The following is a 15,390-nucleotide window of genomic DNA, read 5'->3' as shown; positions in this document are numbered from 1 at the left end:
GGGCAGCGGGGCCGGCCCGGCGGGCTGCTCGGCGCCGGGCGCGGCCGCCGGTATCGACGGGGGTTCGGTCGGCATCGGCGGGACCGGGCGCGCGGCGACCGGCGCGGGGGCGGGAGCAGGGGCGGGTGCGGCCTCGGGGTCCCGGGCCTCGGGGTCCCGGGCCTCGGGGTCCCGGGCCTTGGGGACCCGGGCCTCGCCGGCTCCCGGCATCCCCGGCACCGAGGTGGCCGCCGCCGATCCGTGGCCCGAGCGGACCAGCAGCGCGGAGAGCGATTTCACTGTGACTTGACGCGTACTCAAGAGAATCGTTTCGCCTCCGGTCGTCCCAGCAACGCCGTGAGCAGCGTGGCACGGCCGAACAGCTGATCCGACAAATCGCGCAAACGCCGGACGGCGGCCCGGCCCGCGCGCTAGGCTCCACCCTTCGCGCGCGCCGAACCGCCGTCCGTACGCTCCTGACTAATCGTCAGTTCTCTGCTACAGCTGCCGAAGCAGCACGCCGGGCCGCTCCAGGCAGTCCGCGACGAACCGCAGGAAGCCGCCCGCCGTGCCCCCGTCGCAGACCCGGTGGTCGAAGGTGAACGACAGCTGGGTCACCTGGCGCACCGCGAGCTGCCCGTCGTGCACCCAGGGCTTGGCGGTGATCCGGCCCACCCCGAGCATCGCCGCCTCCGGGTGGTTGATGATCGGGGTCGACCCGTCCACCCCGAAGACGCCGTAGTTGTTCAAGGTGAAGGTGCCGCCGGTGAGTTCGGCCGGGCTGAGACTGCCGTCGCGGGCCGCCACGGTCAGCCGGGACAGCTCGGCGCTCAGCTGCTCGGTGGTCAGCCGGTGCGCGTCGCGCACCACCGGGACCACCAGGCCGCGTTCGCCCTGCGCGGCGAAGCCCAGGTGCACGGCCCGGTGCCGGCGCAGCGCGGTGGCCGTGCCGTTCGCGTCCAGTTCGACGCTGGCGTTCAGCTCGGGGTGCCGGGCCAGGCCCGCCACGCAGATCCGGGCCAGCAGCGCCAGCAGGCTGACCTTGGGCTCCGGGCCCTGGTTCAGCTGCGCGCGCATCGCCAGCAGTTCGGTGGCGTCGGCGTCCACCCAGCAGGTGGCGGCGGGGATCTCGTGGTGGCTGCGGGTGAGCTTCTCGGCCACCGTGCGGCGCAGGCCGCGCAGCGGGACCAGCTCCGCCTCCGCCGCCTCCGCCGCGACCGGGGCGGCGGCCGTCGACCGGGGCGCGGGTGCGGCCGGCCGGAGCGCGCGCTCCACGTCGGCCCGCATGATCAGCCCGTCCGGGCCGCTGCCGGTGACCCGGGCCAGGTCCACCCCGTGCTCCCGGGCCAGCCGGCGCACCAGCGGCGAGATCACCGCGACCACGCCGCCGCCCGCCGGCGCCGCCACGGGCTCGGGCACCGCGACGGGTGCGACGGGCGGCGCGACGGGTGCGACGGGCGGCGCGACGGCGGCCGGAACGGCGACCGGAGCCGCGATCGGCGCCGAGGCAGCGGCCGGCGCCGAGGCAACCGCCGGGCCGCCCACCCGGCGCCGCCGGGAGCCCTTGCCGCCCTCGGCCACGCCGTACCCGACCAGCGGCCGCTCGACGGTCGTGCCGGCGCCGCCGCCGGTGCCGTCCGGCACCGCGGTCCCCGGCTCCGGCGCCACCGCGACGGTGACCAACGGTGCGCCCACCGCCAGCTCCTCGCCGACCTGGCCGAACAGCGCGGTGACCACCCCGCCGTACGGGCAGGGCACCTCCACCGCGGCCTTGGCGGTCTCCACCTCGACCACCGGCTGGTCGACCGCGATCACCTCGCCGACCTCGACCAGCCACCGCACCACCTCGGCCCCGGTGAGTCCCTCACCGAGGTCGGGCAGGGTGAACTCGCGCACGATGGGCATCACGCTCAGTCCTCCCACTGCAGCTTGGCGACCGCGTCCAGGATCCGGTCCACCCCGGGCAGGTGGTGGTGCTCCAGCATCGGCGGCGGGTAGGGGATGTCGAAACCGGTGACCCGCAGCACCGGGGCGGCCAGGTGGTGGAAGCAGCGCTCGGTGACCCGGGCGGCGATCTCCGCGCCGACCCCGCCAAACCCGGTCGCCTCGTGCACCACCACGGCCCGGCCGACCGAGCGGACCACGGCGGCCACCGTGGCGTCGTCGAACGGCACCAGGCTGCGCAGGTCGAGCACGGCCAGGTCCCAGCCCTCGGCCCGGGCCGCCTCGGCGGCCTCCAGGCAGACCGGCAGCGAGGGGCCGTAGGTGATCAGTACCGCCGAGCTGCCGGGGCGGCGCAGCACCGCGCGGCCGATCGGCTCGACGGCGGCGGTCGGGTCGAGCTGGTCCTTGGCCCAGTAGAGCCGCTTGGGCTCCAGGAAGATCACCGGGTCGTCGGAGGCGATCGAGGCGCGCAGCAGGCCGTAGGCGTCGGCGACGGTGGCCGGGGTGACCACGTGCAGGCCGGGGGTGCCGGCGTAGTAGGCCTCGGAGGAGTCGCTGTGGTGCTCGACGCCGCCGATCCCGCCGCCGTAGGGCACCCGGACGGTGATCGGCAGCGGCAGCTGTCCGGCGGTCCGGTTGCGCATCTTGGCGACGTGCGAGACGAGCTGCTCCATCGCCGGGTAGGCGAAGGCGTCGAACTGCATCTCCACCACCGGCCGCAGCCCGTACATCGCCATGCCGATCGCGGTGCCCAGGATGCCGGCCTCGGCCAGCGGGGTGTCCAGGCAGCGGTCGGCGCCGAACTCGGCGGCCAGTCCGTCGGTGATCCGGAAGACGCCGCCGAGGGTGCCGACGTCCTCGCCCAGCAGGTGGACGGTCGGATCGGCGCGCATCTCGTCGCGCAGGGCGGCGTTGAGCGCCTGGGCCATGGTGCTGGTGCGTACCGCGCTCGCCGCGTCGGTCGTCCCGGTCGTCCCGGTCGTGCTCACGGTGCTCACGCCTCCGCCTCCGCAGCCAGTTCGGCGGCCAACTGCTCAGCCTGCTCGCGCAGTTGCGGGGTCATCTCGGCGTAGACGTGCTGGAACAGGGCCATCGGGTCCAGCTCCGGCTCGGCGTGGAACTCGGCGCGCATCTTCGCCGCCAGGGCCTCGCCCTGCTCGGTCGCCTGCGCGGCCAGCTCGTCGTCCAGCAGGCCGCTCGCCCGCAGCTCGCGCTCCAGCAGGGAGATCGGGTCGTGCTCGCGCCAGGCGGCCACCTCGTCGCCCACCCGGTAGCGGGTCGCGTCGTCGGCGTTGGTGTGCGCCTCCAACCGGTAGGTCAGCGCCTCCACCAGGGTAGGCCCGCCGCCGGCCCGGGCCCGGTCCACGGCCTCGGCCAGCACCTGGTGCACGGCCACCACGTCGTTGCCGTCCACCAGCCGGCCCGGCATGCCGTAGCCGACCGCCTTGTGCGCCAGGCTCGGGGCGGCCGACTGCTTGGTCAGCGGCACCGAGATCGCGTAGCCGTTGTTCTGCACCAGGAAGACCACCGGGGCGTTCAGCACCGCGGCGAAGTTCAGCGCCTCGTGGAAGTCGCCCTCACTGGTGCCGCCGTCGCCGAGCATGGCCAGCGCCACCACGCTCTCGCCGCGCAGCCGGGCCGCGTGGGCCAGGCCGACCGCGTGCGGGGCCTGGGTGGCCAGCGGGGTGCAGAGCGGGGCGGTGCGGGTGGCCTTCGGGTCGTAGCCGGTGTGCGCGCTGCCGCGCAGCAGGGTGAGTGCGGCCAGCGGGTCGACCCCGCGGCCGACCACGGCGAGGGTGTCGCGGTAGCTGGGGAAGAGCCAGTCCTCGGTGCGGAGCACCGCGGCGGCGGCCACCTCGCAGGCCTCCTGGCCGGTGGACGAGGGGTAGACGGCGAGCCGGCCCTGCTTGGTGAGGGTGGTCGCCTGCTGGTTGTAGCGACGGCCGATCACCAGTTGGCGGTAGAGCTCGCGGAGCAGCTCGGGGTCGTACTTGGCCAGCTCGGGGGTGCCGAGCACGCGGTGCGGGGCGTGCTCGGGCAGCAGGGGCGCGGGGTCGGTCCGGGGGCCGGTCGCGTCGGGCAGCCACGGGGGGACGGGCGCGCTCGGCCGGTGGTCGAGGACGGTCATCAGGCACCTCCAAGGGGTGGGGAGGGCGGGGCCGCGTCGGGAGGTGGGGGGCACCGGGTGGAACTGCGGCAGGGCGGGTGTTGCCTCCCAACCGATTGTTCGGTTGTCTGTTCATTGTGGCCACAGTCACGTGAAGGTGCTGGACAATCGGCCACGACCGCAGTCTGCTGAAAGCAGCACGTCCATTGTGGGAGGGCGCAGGGACATGGGCGCTGAACAAATGGCCGGTCCGTCGCCAGCCGGTCCGCCGGGTGGTTCGTCCGCCGGTGCGCCCGGGGGGCGGTTGCCGGCCGGCCCGGCGGCGGCCGGCGCGGCGGTCGACCGGGGGCTGGACCGGGTGGACCGGTCGATCCTGCGGCTGCTCCAGCAGGACGGACGGGCCTCGATCCGCTCGGTGGCCGAGCGGGTGCACGTCTCGCGGGCCAACGCCTACGCGCGGATCGCCCGGATGATGGAGGACGGCGTGATCCGCGGCTTCACCGCCCGGGTCGACCACGAACGGGCCGGTCAGGGCGCCTGCGCCTACGTCACGCTGAAGATCGTGCAGAACTCCTGGCGGTCGGTGCGCGAGCAACTGCTGGAGCTGCCCGGGGTGGCGCACATCGCTCTGGTCGGTGGCGAGTTCGACGTGCTGATGCTGGTGCACACGGCGGACAACCGGGCGCTGCGGGAGCTGGTGCTGGGCAGCATCCAGGCCATCCCGGAGGTGCTCACCACCCAGACGCTGCTGGTCTTCGAGGAGACCGACCGGGTGCCGCCGGCCTAGGGCGTGATCCGAAGGACAAGCCCCGGTGGCGCACCGCTCCGGTCAGGCGCGCAGCCCGTCGAAGGCCATCCGGACCAGCGCGTCCGGCACCCCGTCGGCGCTGGAGCCGCCCGGGCGGTACCACTCGACGATGGAGTTGATCATCCCGAAGAGCAGCCGGGTGGCCAGCCGCGGCTCCACGTCGGCCCGCAGCTCGCCGGCGGCCACCGCGTCCTTGAGCAGCTCGGCCACCCGGTGGTCGAAGTCCCGCCGGCGCTCCAGCGCCCACTGCTCGGTCCCGGTGTTGCCGCGCACCCGCAGCAGCAGGGTCACGTACGGCAGCTCGGCCAGCAGCACCTCGGTGGTGCGCCGCACCACGTGCTCCAGCCGGTCGACCGGGCGGCCCTGCTGCGCCTCGGGCTCCTCCAGGATCGCGAACAGGCCGTCCAGCGCCCGGCCCACCGCGAGCCGCAGCAGCTCCTCCTTGCCGCGCACGTGGTGGTAGATCGAGGACTTGGAGATCCCGGCCGCCCGCGACAGGTCCTCCATCGAGGTGCCGTCGTAGCCGCGGGTGTTGAAGACCTCCACGGTGACGGCTAGAAGCGAGTCGACGGTGTAGGTGGTGCGCAGCGGGTTCTCGGCCATGGTCACGAGTATCCCCGCACCGGCGGCGCGGTCCGCGCGGGGGTGTTGTACCGACCGATCGTTCGGTTACGCTGAGGAGCACCAGCCCAGTCCTCCCCCTTCGAGGAGCGCCGCATGGCCGCCGTCGACGAACTGATCGAGCGTCACCAGGAGACCCTGAACCGGGCGCTGGCCGCGCTCACCGAGCGGGACTACTGGTCCCCCTACCCCGAGATCCCCAAGGCCTACGGGGAGACCGGCGCCGCCGACGGCAAGGCCGCCTTCGACGCCCTGCTCGGGGGCGCCTTCGCGCTGCCCGGCCACCCGGAGACCGGTGAGCTGGTCGGCACCGAGGCCTCGCCGTACGGCATCGAGCTGGAGATCAGCTACCCGCGCGCCGAGGTGGACGCGCTGCTGGCCGCCGCCAAGGCCGCCGGGACCGGCTGGGCCGCCGCCTCGCCGGCCGCCCGGGCGGCCGTCTGCCTGGAGATCCTGGCCCGGATCAACGCGCGCTCGCACGAGATGGCCAACGCGGTGATGCACACCACCGGGCAGGCCTACGCGATGGCCTTCCAGGCCGGTGGCCCGCACGCCCAGGACCGCGGTCTGGAGGCGGTCGCCTACGCCTACGCCGAGCAGGCCAAGCTGCCCGCCGAGGCCGGCTGGACCAAGCCACAGGGCAAGCGCGACCCGCTGGTGCTGCGCAAGGAGTTCATCACCGTGCCGCGCGGCACCGCGCTGGTGATCGGCTGCAACACCTTCCCGACCTGGAACGGCTACCCCGGCCTGTTCGCCTCGCTGGCCACCGGCAACCCGGTGGTGGTCAAGCCGCACCCGCGGGCCGTGCTGCCGCTCGCGCTGACCGTGCGGATCGCCCGCGAGGTGCTCGCCGAGGCCGGGTTCGACGCCAACCTGGTCACCCTGGCCGCCGAGCGCGACCGCGAGGGGATCGCCAAGACCCTGGCGCTCCACCCCGAGGTGCGGATCATCGACTACACCGGGTCGACCGAGTTCGGCGACTGGCTGGAGCAGAACGCCACCCAGGCCCTGGTCTACACCGAGAAGGCCGGCGTCAACACGGTGGTGATCGACTCCACCGACAACTACAAGGGCATGCTGGGCAACCTGGCCTTCGCCCTCTCGCTCTACACCGGCCAGATGTGCACCACCCCGCAGAACCTGCTGATCCCGCGCGGCGGGATCGCCACCGACCAGGGCGCCAAGTCCTACGACGAGGTGGTGGCCGACCTGGCCGGCGCGATCGAGGGCCTGCTCGGCGACGACGCCCGGGCCGCCGCGATCCTCGGCGCCGTGGTCAACCCGGCCGTGCTGCAGCGCAGCGCCGCGGCCGCCGGCGGCGAGTTCGGCGACCTGGCGCTGGCCCCGCGGGTGGTGGAGTCGCCCGAGTTCCCCGGTGCGACCATCCGCACGCCCGCGCTGATCAAGGTGGAGGCGCACAAGCCGGACGACCGTGCGGTCTTCCTGCGCGAGTGCTTCGGCCCGGTCTTCTTCGCCGTCGCGGTGGACTCCACCGAGGACGCCGTCGAGCTGCTCCGGCAGACCGTCACCGAGCAGGGCGCGATGACCGCCACCGGGTACACCACCAGCCCCGAGGTGGAGCAGCAGTTCGTCCGGGCCTGCCTGGACACCGGGGTCTGCCTCTCGCTCAACCTGACCGGCGGGGTCTACCCGAACCAGACCGCCGCCTTCTCCGACCTGCACGGCACCGGCGCCAACCCGGCCGCCAACGCCGCCTACACCGACGCGGCCTTCGTGGCCAGCCGGTTCCGCACGGTGGAGGTCCGCCGCCAGGCCTGAGCGGTCCGCCGCCAGGCCTGAGCGCCGAGGCCCGAGCACCGAGGGCCGGGTGCGACCCGTCCGCCCGTTCCGCCGGAAAAACCGGCGGAACGGGCGGACGGCCCTCTGTTACGGTCGAACCGACGGCCGGCCGCGGGACTCCGGTGCGACTTCCGGGACCCGCCTTTACCGCGATGATTCGCAGCTCGTGCCCCCATTCCCCGGCCGGCCGTCGCTCTGCAGCCGCGGCGGACGGGGGGAACTGTGCCGGAGGACCTGGGCGAGCTGATCGCCGCCGACGACGTGCTGCTCTTCGTCAACGCCGCGATCACCGCCACCGGGCAGCGCGAGTTCCACTCCGGCGCCGCCGAGCAGCGGCTCTCGCTGGACTTCCTGCACGAATACCTGCGGGTCAACTACCGCGAGCTGTACGCCGCCACGCTGGCGCTGGGGATCAACGACCACAACGCCGCGCTGATCGTCCGCGAGCTGCTGGTGCACGCCGCCGACGCGGACGCCGGGCAGCGCCGCACCGAGGGCCGGCTGATCGCCGCCCGGCTGGCCGTGCTGCCCCCGCAGCGGGTCTACCGGCTGTTCCGGCAGCTGCGCTCGGCCGGGGTGAACAACCGCCGGACCCGGGCGATCATGCGCGACTGGCTGGCCGCCCGCCCGGAGCCGGCCTTCGACGCGGTCAAGTACCGGGCCGGCCTGAAGGCCGCGCTGCGCCACCTGCACCGGGTGCCCGCCGACCCGGAGGTGGGGGACTTCCTCTTCGCGCCGCACCGCCGCCCGCGCTACACCGCCCCGCTGCTGGACGCCTGGCGCCGCGCGCACCACGAGCAGGGCGCGCTCTACGAGCTGCCGTTCACCGTGGCCGAGGGCTTCGCGGCCAAGCACCGCATCCCGCGCGCCGCCTTCCTGACCCGGATCGCCGACCGGCTCACCCCGCGCGAGCGGCTGCGGCTGCAGCACAGCGCCCGGGAGCTCGGGGTCGCCGAGGCGTTGCCGGCGCAGGACGAGCGGCTCTCGCTCAGCCTGCTGGCGACCTTCGCGCTGGCCGACTCCCCCGACCGGCGCGCCGACGTCACCGAGCGGCTGGACGCCGCCGCCCGCCGGGCCGCCGGCGAGCGGTGCGGCAGCTGGGGCCGGGTCGCCGCGGTGCTGGACGACAGCTACTCCAGCTCCGGCTCGGCCGAGAAGCGCCGCCGTCCGCTGGCCACCGCGCTGGCCGCGCACCACCTGCTGGCCCGGCTGGCCGGCGAGTACACCGCGTTCTGGACCTCGGGCCGCACCGACGCCGAGCCGCTGCGCCCCTACGGCGCGACCCCGCTGGGGCTGCGGATCCTGGACGCGCTCGAGACCCGCCCGGACCGCCTGGTGATCGTCTCGGACGGCTGGGACAACGCCCCGCCCGGACTGGCCGCCGAGGTGCTGCGGATCCACCGCACCCGGCTGGACCCCGAGCGGCGCACCAGCGTGGTGCACCTCAACCCGGTGTACGACGCGGCCGACTTCGACGTGCGGCGGCTGGCCCCCTCGGTGCCCACCGTCGGGCTGCGGGACGCCGAGGACCTGCCGATGCTGGTCGAGCTGGCCCAGTTCGCCGAGGGCCGCACCGGGCTGACCGAACTCCGCGCCCACCTGGACCGCCAGGTCGCGGCCTTCCTCACCGCGGCAGGCCCGCGATGAGCCTGCAGCCGACCACCCGGCTGGACTTCACCGGCCTCGCCACCCGCCCCGCCCAGACCTGGGGCGCGGTGCGGCTGGTCCCGCTGGTGCGCGCGGAGCCGATCACCGACCTGCGGCTCTCCGAGCAGGTCTACCAGGCCCAGGGCGACCGCCGGCCGTCCCAGGTCCGGCTCGGCCGGCGGGGCACCTACACCTCCTACATCCCGCACGGCCTGGTCGCCGACTGGGGCCGCGACGGCACCGCCGCCGCCACCTTCGGCACCCGGCTCGGGGCCGCCGAGCCGCGTGCGGTCCGGCTCGACCTGCGCACCCACCACCGGCTGGCCCGCCGGATCGACCGCACCCGGCTGCGCTTCCTGCCGCTGCACCTGGCGCTGGAGGGCTACCTCGCGCTGCACTTCCGCGGCCCGGAGATCGCCTGGCGGGAGTGGTCCGACCGGGCGGTGCGGCAGGGGCTGTCGCCGCGCGCCGAGGAGGCCCTGCTGGGCGCCGAGGTGGCCGGGCTGGCGGACGCGCTGCGGATCTTCGAGATCCACCCCGGCCAGTGCGGGGTGCTGCTGTACGTGGCCGACGCGCTCGCCGCCGCCTTCGTGGTCCCGCACCCGGCGGACTACCGGGCCCTGCACCCGACCCTGGTCCAGGACCTGTTCGGCGAGCTGGTGCACCACTACGCGACCCTGATGCCGCCGGTGCCGGCCTTCCGGGCGGCGCTGCCGGACGCCGGCATCCGCACCCTGGCCGACCTGCGGGCCGCCGCCGAGCGGCAGGACCGGGACTGGGCGGCCTTCCACGAGACGGTGCTGGCGGCCGGCCTGCTCGGCCCCGAGTACCACGCGCAGCGGGTGTACCGGCTGGGCCGCTTCGCGCTGCACCGGCTGCTGCCGGTCTTCCGGCCCAAGGAGGAGAACCACCTGGCCGAGACGATCACCGACGAGCAGGGCCGGATCGCCTACCTGAAGACCTTCCGGCTCTCCGAGAAGCAGGTCCGGCGCGGCCACCTGCTCAGCCGCCTGGCGGCCCACGACTGGAACCTGGCGGCCACCGCAGGGGCGCTCGGGATCACCGAGGCGGCGCTCGGCGTCCGGCTGGCGGGCGCGGGCTTCGAGCTGCTGCTGCGCCAGGACGTGCTGGACGGATTCCGCCGCCGGGTGCGCGCCGGGGAGTCATGACCGACCGGCACATGGTGGGCGGCGTCGCGACGCCCGGACTCTCTCCCCCAGCCTTCGGCCGGGAGGTGCCCCCAAGGACGGCTTTCTCCTCAGTCGCCAATGCTCCGCAGTGGCTCCTTCGTCGGCGCCGCCCAGACTCGGCCCGCCGGGCACATCAGCCGCTGTCGCGGCGGGCGCTCCTTCCTCCGCCCACCATGTGCCGGTCGGTCTAAGGTGGGCGCCATGGAGCTGATCCTCTGTGACGTGACGCCCGGTCAGGTGGAGATGGAGCGGGACGTGGCCCCGCTGATCCGGCTGCTGCGGCCGGGGCTGGGGCGGGCCGAGTTCTTCGCCTTCGCCGCCGAGGGGCATGACCAGGGGCTGGTCTTCACCGCCGCCTACGACCCGCGCGGCCGCTGCCTGGGGGTGGCGGCGCACCGGGTGCTGGCCACCAGCCGGGGGCGGCTGCTGGTGCTGGAGGACCTGGTCACCGAGCCGGACGCGCGCTCCACCGGGGTCGGTGCCCGGCTGCTGGCGGAGCTGGAGGAGCGGGCCCGGCGGGCCGGCTGCGTGCGGATCGAGCTGGACTCGGGGGTGTCCAACCACGGCGCCCACCGCTTCTACCACGCGCGCCGGATGTCCATCGTCGCGCTGCACTTCGCCCACGAGCTCTAGGCGCACGAGCTCTGGCGAACTGTTCCGCGGAAGTTTGCGGACGGGACGGTTCCGATTGGCTAGGGTGCCCGCATGCCATCCAGCGGAGCACGCGCCGTGAACGAGGCCCTGGCCTTCCTGATCGAGCTGGTCGCCCTCGGCTGCCTCGCCTGGTGGGGCTACCGGAGCGGCCCGAACCTGGCCGTCCACCTGCTGCTGGCGATCGGCACCCCGTTGCTGGCCGCCGTGCTCTGGGGCCGCTACGCCGCGCCCCGGGCCCCGGTCAGGCTGCCGCTGCCCGGGGTGCTCGCGGTCAAGGCGCTGGTGCTCGGCGGTGCGGCGGTCGCGCTCGGGGCGCGGGCCGGCTGGACCTGGGGGCTGGGCCTGGCGCTGCTGACCCTGGTGAACCTCGTCCTCGCCTACACCGTGCTGGGTCCGGGCCCGACCGCTGACCGCGACCGGCCCGTGCGCTGACCGCGGACCGCCGACCGCCGACCGGGACCGGCCGTCGCGCTGACCGCCGACCGGGACCGGCCGTCGCGCCGACCGCGACCGGCCGTCGCGCCGACCGCGACCGGCCGTCGCGCTGACGGCCGGTCAGGCCCGGGGTGGGACCGGCTACTCCACCGGCAGCCGGGCCACCAGCAGGCGGCCCTCCATGGTCACGCCGCCGTCCATCGCCACCGCCAGCTCGTCGGCGTAGATGTACGGACCCGGCACGTACGGCCGCTCGCCGCTGTCGTTGTTCGCCTCGCCGGTCAGGTACGGGATCGGGCTGTGCCCGTGCACCACCCGGTGCCCGCCGTAGGTGCCCAGCAGCTCGCCGGCCGCCATCGGGCCGCCCTCGCCGCGGAAGGCGAAGCGCTTGGTGAAGCGGCGGAAGGCGTCCCACCACTCGTCCGCGCCCTCGTCCCGGAGCAGGGTGTGGATCGCGTCGTTGACCTCGTCGATCGAGTCGCCGAACTCCAGGTACGCGGTGGTGTCGGAGTGCAGCAGCAGGTGGCCGTCCTCCAGGGCGATCGCCGGCAGCCGCTTCAGCCAGCTGACGTGGTGGCCCTGCAGTCGCTCCAGGTCGTGCTGCTGGCCGCCGTTGAGCAGCCAGGCGGCGCGGAACGAGGCGGTGCCCGCGGTGGACTGCACCGGCTCGTCGCCGTACCGGTGGGCGCCCAGGAAGAGCAGTTCGTGATTGCCCATCAGGGCCCGGCAGTAGCCGCCGGCCGCCGCCGCCTCCGCGGCCAGCTGCATCACCAGGTCGATCACCCCGATGCCGTCGGGGCCGCGGTCGGTGAAGTCGCCGAGGAACCAGACCCGGGACCGCCCGGCCGACCAGTGCCCCTCGCCGTCCACCAGGCCCTGCTCGTGCAGCGCGGCGAGCAGCTCGTCGAGGTAGCCGTGCACGTCGCCGACCACGTAGAGCGGGCCGATCGGCTCGCTCTCGCCGCCCGGCTGCGGGTACGGCGCGGCGTACGGGTTCTCCTCGGTGATCGGCGGGCCCAGCTCGATGGTCGGCGGGTCGTCCTGGGCGGCCGGCTCGGCCCGCCGCTCGGCGGCCAGGAAGGCCGGGTAGGTCTGCGAGGCGTTCCCGGACACCGGCCAGTGCTGCTCCAGGTAGCGGGCACCGCCGTAGGCGCTGAACGTGGCGTCCGCGCCGGCGGCCGGCTCCTCGGTCGACGATCCCTCCGAACCCGGGTACTCCTGGGGCGGATTGGGGTCGTAGTACGAGCCGTAGGGCAGCACGTCGAGGTCCTGCTGCGGGCGGGGGCCTGACGGGGGCAGCTCAGGCCCGGGGAAGCGGTCCTCGGGTGTCATCCGCCCATCATAGGAAGAGCCCTCTCCCGTCGTCCTCACCCGGTGGGTATCCAATCTGCCCGAGCGCACCGGTGGCCGGGTCGAATACGGCTCAGACCTCGCCCGGTGTGCGCGGCGGGCTGACGGTGGTTCGGGGGCTGCGGCGCAGCGAGGAGGCCCGGACGATCAGCTCGGTGGGCATCAGGGTGCCGGGCGGCGGCCCGGTGCCGGCGGTCCGGTAGCGCGGCGGGAAGAGCCGGGCGATGTCGACGCCGGTGCCCGAGTCGACCCCCTCGATCGCGTCGATCAACAGGTTGACGACGGTGGTGCCGATCCGCCGGGGCTTCAGCGAGAGGGTGGTGATCGGCGGCTCGGTGCCGGCGTACACGTCGCTCTCGCTGCAGCAGACCAGCAGCAGGTCCTCCGGCACCCGCAGGCCGTAGCGGCGGGCGGCGGCCAGCAGGTCGGTGCCGTTCGGGTCGAACAGGCCGTAGACGGCGTCCGGGCGGTCCGGGCGGGCCAGCAGCCGGTCGGCGGCTACCGCGCCGGCGGCCGGGTCGTGCGCGGGGTAGGCCTCGTAGACCGGCTCCTGGCCGACCCGGTCGCACCAGCCGAGGTAGGCCTCGGTGCTCAGCCGGGTGTAGGTGTCGGTGCTGGTGCCGGTGAGCAGGCCGATCCGGCGGGCGCCGGCCTCGCTGAGGTGGTCCAGGATCTCCAGCACCGCGGCCTCGTGGTCGTTGTCCACCCAGGCGGTGACCGGGCAGTTGCCCGGCTTGCCGTCGCTGACCACCGGGACGCCGGATCGGTAGAGCTCGCTGACCAGCGGGTCCTGGTCGGCCGGGTCGATCACCACGGTGCCGTCCAGCGCGACGTTGCTCCACACGTCGTGCCGGGAGGAGGCGGGCAGCACCACCAGGGCGTAGCCGCGGCCCAGCGCGGCGCTGGTGGCGGCCCGGGCCATCTCGGCGAAGTAGGCGAACTCGGTGAAGGTGAACGGCTCCTCGCCGTAGGTGGTGACGGTCAGGCCGATCAGGCCGGAGCGGCCGGTGCGCAGCGTCCGGGCGGCGGCGGACGGCCGGTAGCCGAGGCGCTCGGCGACCTCGCGCACCCGGCTGCGGGTTTCGTCGGGCAGGCGGCCCTTGCCGTTCAGGGCGTCCGAGACGGTGGTGATGGACACTCCGGCGGCTGCTGCCACATCCCGGATGCCGGCCCGTTCCAGACGTCGTGAGGTAGGGGGTCGCCGACCGCTCTGATTGGCTGCTGCTGTCATGGCGGACCGATCGTATGGTGCGTCAGCTCATCGCTGAACCACCTGTGCGAGCGCTCGAGCGGGCCTCGGGAGATACGTTTCTCCATGTCCGAGGCTCGTCCCACCCCTTGGATACGTGGTCTGATTTCGGCCGATTACCTCTGACATGTGCCATAGGAACGAGGCACAATGGCAGATCTCCACTGGTGTCCCGGCCGGACATCTCACCCGCACGGGTGAGCGCGCTCGGTATCGTTCTGGGCACCCGACCGGGGACAGGCGGCCGCGCAAGCGACCGGCGCACACCAGAGCGCCGGGGCGCGCGCGCCGGACCGGGCCAGCCGGACCAGGCCGGCCCGGACAGTGACGCCGGACAGTGACGAAGGAGAACACCACCGTGAGCGGTACGGCAGCGCAGGGCCCGCGGCTTCGGCCGAGCCTGGACGGCATTCCCACGTACAAGCCCGGCAAGCCCGCCGGCTCCGACGCCTTCAAGCTCTCCTCCAACGAGAACCCCTACGAGCCGCTGCCCGGCGTGCTGGACGCCGCCGTCGCGGCCGCGGGGTCCTTCAACCGCTACCCCGACATGGCGGTCACCGAGCTGACCGAGGAGCTGGCCCGGCGCTTCGGCGTGCCGGCCGAGCACGTCGCCACCGGCCCCGGCTCGGTGGGCGTGGCCCAGTCGCTGATCTGCGCCACGGCCGGCCCGGGCGACGAGGTGATCTTCGCCTGGCGCTCCTTCGAGGCCTACCCGATCATCACCCAGGTCGCGGGCGCCACCCCGGTCCCGGTCCCGCTGACCGCCGGCGAGGAGCACGACCTGGACGCGATGCTGGCCGCGATCACCCCGCGGACCCGGCTGATCTTCGTCTGCAACCCGAACAACCCGACCGGCACCACGATCCACCGCGCCGAGCTGGAGCGCTTCCTGGACGCGGTGCCGGGCGACATCCTGGTCGTGGTCGACGAGGCCTACCGCGAGTTCATCCGCGACGAGCGGGTGCCGGACGGCGTCAAGCTCTACCGCGACCGCCCGAACGTCTGCGTGCTGCGCACCTTCTCCAAGGCCTACGGTCTGGCCGGCCTGCGGATCGGCTTCGCCATCGCCCACGAGGAGGTGGCCACCGCGCTGCGCAAGACCTCGCTCCCGTTCGGCGTCAGCCAGCTCGCCCAGGACGCGGCGGTCGCCTCGCTGCGCGCCGAGGACGCGCTGCTGGTCCGGGTCGAGGCGCTGGTCACCGAGCGCACCCGGGTGCAGGCCGCGCTGGCCGCCCAGGGCTGGCCCCTGGTCGACTCGCAGGCCAACTTCGTCTGGCTCCGGCTCGGCGAGCGGACCATGGACTTCGCGGCCGCCTGCGGCGCGGCGGGCGTGATCGTCCGCCCGTTCGCCGGCGAGGGCGTCCGGGTCACGATCGGCGAGGTCGAGGGCAACGACCGCTTCCTCGCCGCGGCGGAGGCCTTCCGCAAGGAGCTGTGAGCACCTCGTGACGGCGGGGGGGGGGTTTCTTTTTTTTTCCCCTCTTCCCCCCCCCCCCCCCCCCCCCCCCCCCCCCCCCCCCCCCCCCCCCCCCCCCCCCCCCCCCCCCCCCCCCCCCCCCCCCCCCCCCCCCCCCCCCCCCCCCCCCCCCCCCCCCCCCCCCCCCCC

General features: G+C 74.6%; 13 protein-coding genes and 1 pseudogene. 7 read left to right on the top strand and 7 right to left on the bottom strand.

Going from position 1 to position 15,390, the window contains the following annotated elements:
- The 4 genes and pseudogenes from ACQRUO_RS33875 to pdhA all read right to left on the bottom strand — a co-directional run.
- Window positions 1–279 (bottom strand): annotated as a pseudogene (locus ACQRUO_RS33875) (hypothetical protein); the annotation flags it as partial.
- 198 nt (window positions 280–477) lie between these two features.
- Window positions 478–1,884 (bottom strand): dihydrolipoamide acetyltransferase family protein, encoded by a 1,407-nt coding sequence (locus tag ACQRUO_RS33870; RefSeq protein ID WP_428319980.1) that lies wholly within the window; start codon window positions 1,882–1,884, stop codon window positions 478–480.
- Between the two features lie 5 nt (window positions 1,885–1,889).
- A complete protein-coding gene (locus tag ACQRUO_RS33865) occupies window positions 1,890–2,852 on the bottom strand; it encodes an alpha-ketoacid dehydrogenase subunit beta (protein ID WP_428319981.1) in 963 nt (320 codons plus the stop codon).
- A gap of 65 nt (window positions 2,853–2,917) precedes the next feature.
- Window positions 2,918–4,051 carry a pyruvate dehydrogenase (acetyl-transferring) E1 component subunit alpha gene (gene pdhA, locus ACQRUO_RS33860; protein ID WP_428319979.1) on the bottom strand — a complete coding sequence of 378 codons (1,134 nt, stop codon included), beginning with the start codon at window positions 4,049–4,051 and terminating at the stop codon, window positions 2,918–2,920.
- A gap of 205 nt (window positions 4,052–4,256) precedes the next feature.
- On the opposite strand from pdhA, the gene ACQRUO_RS33855 reads away from it, so the two are divergent.
- The gene (locus ACQRUO_RS33855) at window positions 4,257–4,817 is read left to right on the top strand and encodes an Lrp/AsnC family transcriptional regulator (RefSeq protein WP_428319978.1); all 561 of its coding nucleotides are present in this window, start codon (window positions 4,257–4,259) and stop codon (window positions 4,815–4,817) included.
- Window positions 4,818–4,859: 42 nt separating this feature from the next.
- On the opposite strand, the gene ACQRUO_RS33850 is transcribed toward ACQRUO_RS33855, so the two are convergent.
- Window positions 4,860–5,441: a TetR/AcrR family transcriptional regulator gene (locus tag ACQRUO_RS33850; RefSeq protein ID WP_428319977.1), complete on the bottom strand. Its 582-nt coding sequence runs from the start codon at window positions 5,439–5,441 to the stop codon at window positions 4,860–4,862.
- Between the two features lie 114 nt (window positions 5,442–5,555).
- Between ACQRUO_RS33850 and paaN the strand changes: the two genes are divergently transcribed.
- From paaN to ACQRUO_RS33825, 5 genes are all read left to right on the top strand, one after another.
- Window positions 5,556–7,238 carry a phenylacetic acid degradation protein PaaN gene (gene paaN / locus ACQRUO_RS33845; protein WP_428319976.1) on the top strand — a complete coding sequence of 561 codons (1,683 nt, stop codon included), beginning with the start codon at window positions 5,556–5,558 and terminating at the stop codon, window positions 7,236–7,238.
- A 243-nt stretch (window positions 7,239–7,481) separates the two neighbouring features.
- Window positions 7,482–8,906 carry a hypothetical protein gene (locus ACQRUO_RS33840; protein WP_428319975.1) on the top strand — a complete coding sequence of 475 codons (1,425 nt, stop codon included), beginning with the start codon at window positions 7,482–7,484 and terminating at the stop codon, window positions 8,904–8,906.
- Window positions 8,903–10,075 (top strand): ARPP-2 domain-containing protein, encoded by a 1,173-nt coding sequence (locus ACQRUO_RS33835; RefSeq protein ID WP_428319974.1) that lies wholly within the window; start codon window positions 8,903–8,905, stop codon window positions 10,073–10,075. The genes ACQRUO_RS33840 and ACQRUO_RS33835 overlap by 4 nt, the downstream gene beginning before the upstream one ends.
- 222 nt (window positions 10,076–10,297) lie before the next feature.
- Window positions 10,298–10,729 carry a GNAT family N-acetyltransferase gene (locus ACQRUO_RS33830; RefSeq protein WP_428319973.1) on the top strand — a complete coding sequence of 144 codons (432 nt, stop codon included), beginning with the start codon at window positions 10,298–10,300 and terminating at the stop codon, window positions 10,727–10,729.
- Window positions 10,730–10,801: 72 nt separating this feature from the next.
- A complete protein-coding gene (locus ACQRUO_RS33825; protein WP_428319972.1) occupies window positions 10,802–11,182 on the top strand; it encodes a YrdB family protein in 381 nt (126 codons plus the stop codon).
- 144 nt (window positions 11,183–11,326) lie between these two features.
- On the opposite strand, the gene ACQRUO_RS33820 is transcribed toward ACQRUO_RS33825, so the two are convergent.
- Together ACQRUO_RS33820 and ACQRUO_RS33815 are read right to left on the bottom strand one after the other, a co-directional pair.
- Entirely contained in the window at window positions 11,327–12,517 is a 1,191-nt protein-coding gene (locus ACQRUO_RS33820) for a metallophosphoesterase (protein ID WP_428319971.1), read from the bottom strand.
- Window positions 12,518–12,608: 91 nt separating this feature from the next.
- Window positions 12,609–13,766, bottom strand: a complete 1,158-nt coding sequence (locus ACQRUO_RS33815; RefSeq protein ID WP_428319970.1) for a LacI family DNA-binding transcriptional regulator — start codon at window positions 13,764–13,766, stop codon at window positions 12,609–12,611.
- 376 nt (window positions 13,767–14,142) lie between these two features.
- On the opposite strand from ACQRUO_RS33815, the gene hisC reads away from it, so the two are divergent.
- The gene (hisC, locus tag ACQRUO_RS33810) at window positions 14,143–15,222 is read left to right on the top strand and encodes a histidinol-phosphate transaminase (protein ID WP_428319969.1); all 1,080 of its coding nucleotides are present in this window, start codon (window positions 14,143–14,145) and stop codon (window positions 15,220–15,222) included.
- The last annotated feature ends 168 nt before the right edge of the window (window positions 15,223–15,390 follow it).

Source organism: Kitasatospora sp. LaBMicrA B282 (genome assembly GCF_050325825.1).
In the GTDB taxonomy this organism is placed as follows: domain Bacteria; phylum Actinomycetota; class Actinomycetes; order Streptomycetales; family Streptomycetaceae; genus Kitasatospora.
This window is presented reverse-complemented; position numbering and strand designations above follow the sequence as displayed.

Bases quoted from the DNA above. Each gene is read 5' to 3' on its own strand.
- ACQRUO_RS33830 (WP_428319973.1), top strand. From the start codon at position 10,298: ATGGAGCTGATCCTCTGTGACGTGACGCCCGGTCAGGTGGAGATGGAG.
- ACQRUO_RS33855 (WP_428319978.1), top strand. From the start codon at position 4,257: ATGGGCGCTGAACAAATGGCCGGTCCGTCGCCAGCCGGTCCGCCGGGT.
- ACQRUO_RS33825 (WP_428319972.1), top strand. From the start codon at position 10,802: ATGCCATCCAGCGGAGCACGCGCCGTGAACGAGGCCCTGGCCTTCCTG.
- ACQRUO_RS33835 (WP_428319974.1), top strand. From the start codon at position 8,903: ATGAGCCTGCAGCCGACCACCCGGCTGGACTTCACCGGCCTCGCCACC.
- pdhA (WP_428319979.1), bottom strand. From the start codon at position 4,051: ATGACCGTCCTCGACCACCGGCCGAGCGCGCCCGTCCCCCCGTGGCTG.
- ACQRUO_RS33865 (WP_428319981.1), bottom strand. From the start codon at position 2,852: ATGGCCCAGGCGCTCAACGCCGCCCTGCGCGACGAGATGCGCGCCGAT.
- ACQRUO_RS33850 (WP_428319977.1), bottom strand. From the start codon at position 5,441: ATGGCCGAGAACCCGCTGCGCACCACCTACACCGTCGACTCGCTTCTA.
- ACQRUO_RS33870 (WP_428319980.1), bottom strand. From the start codon at position 1,884: ATGCCCATCGTGCGCGAGTTCACCCTGCCCGACCTCGGTGAGGGACTC.
- ACQRUO_RS33820 (WP_428319971.1), bottom strand. From the start codon at position 12,517: ATGACACCCGAGGACCGCTTCCCCGGGCCTGAGCTGCCCCCGTCAGGC.
- paaN (WP_428319976.1), top strand. From the start codon at position 5,556: ATGGCCGCCGTCGACGAACTGATCGAGCGTCACCAGGAGACCCTGAAC.
- ACQRUO_RS33815 (WP_428319970.1), bottom strand. From the start codon at position 13,766: ATGACAGCAGCAGCCAATCAGAGCGGTCGGCGACCCCCTACCTCACGA.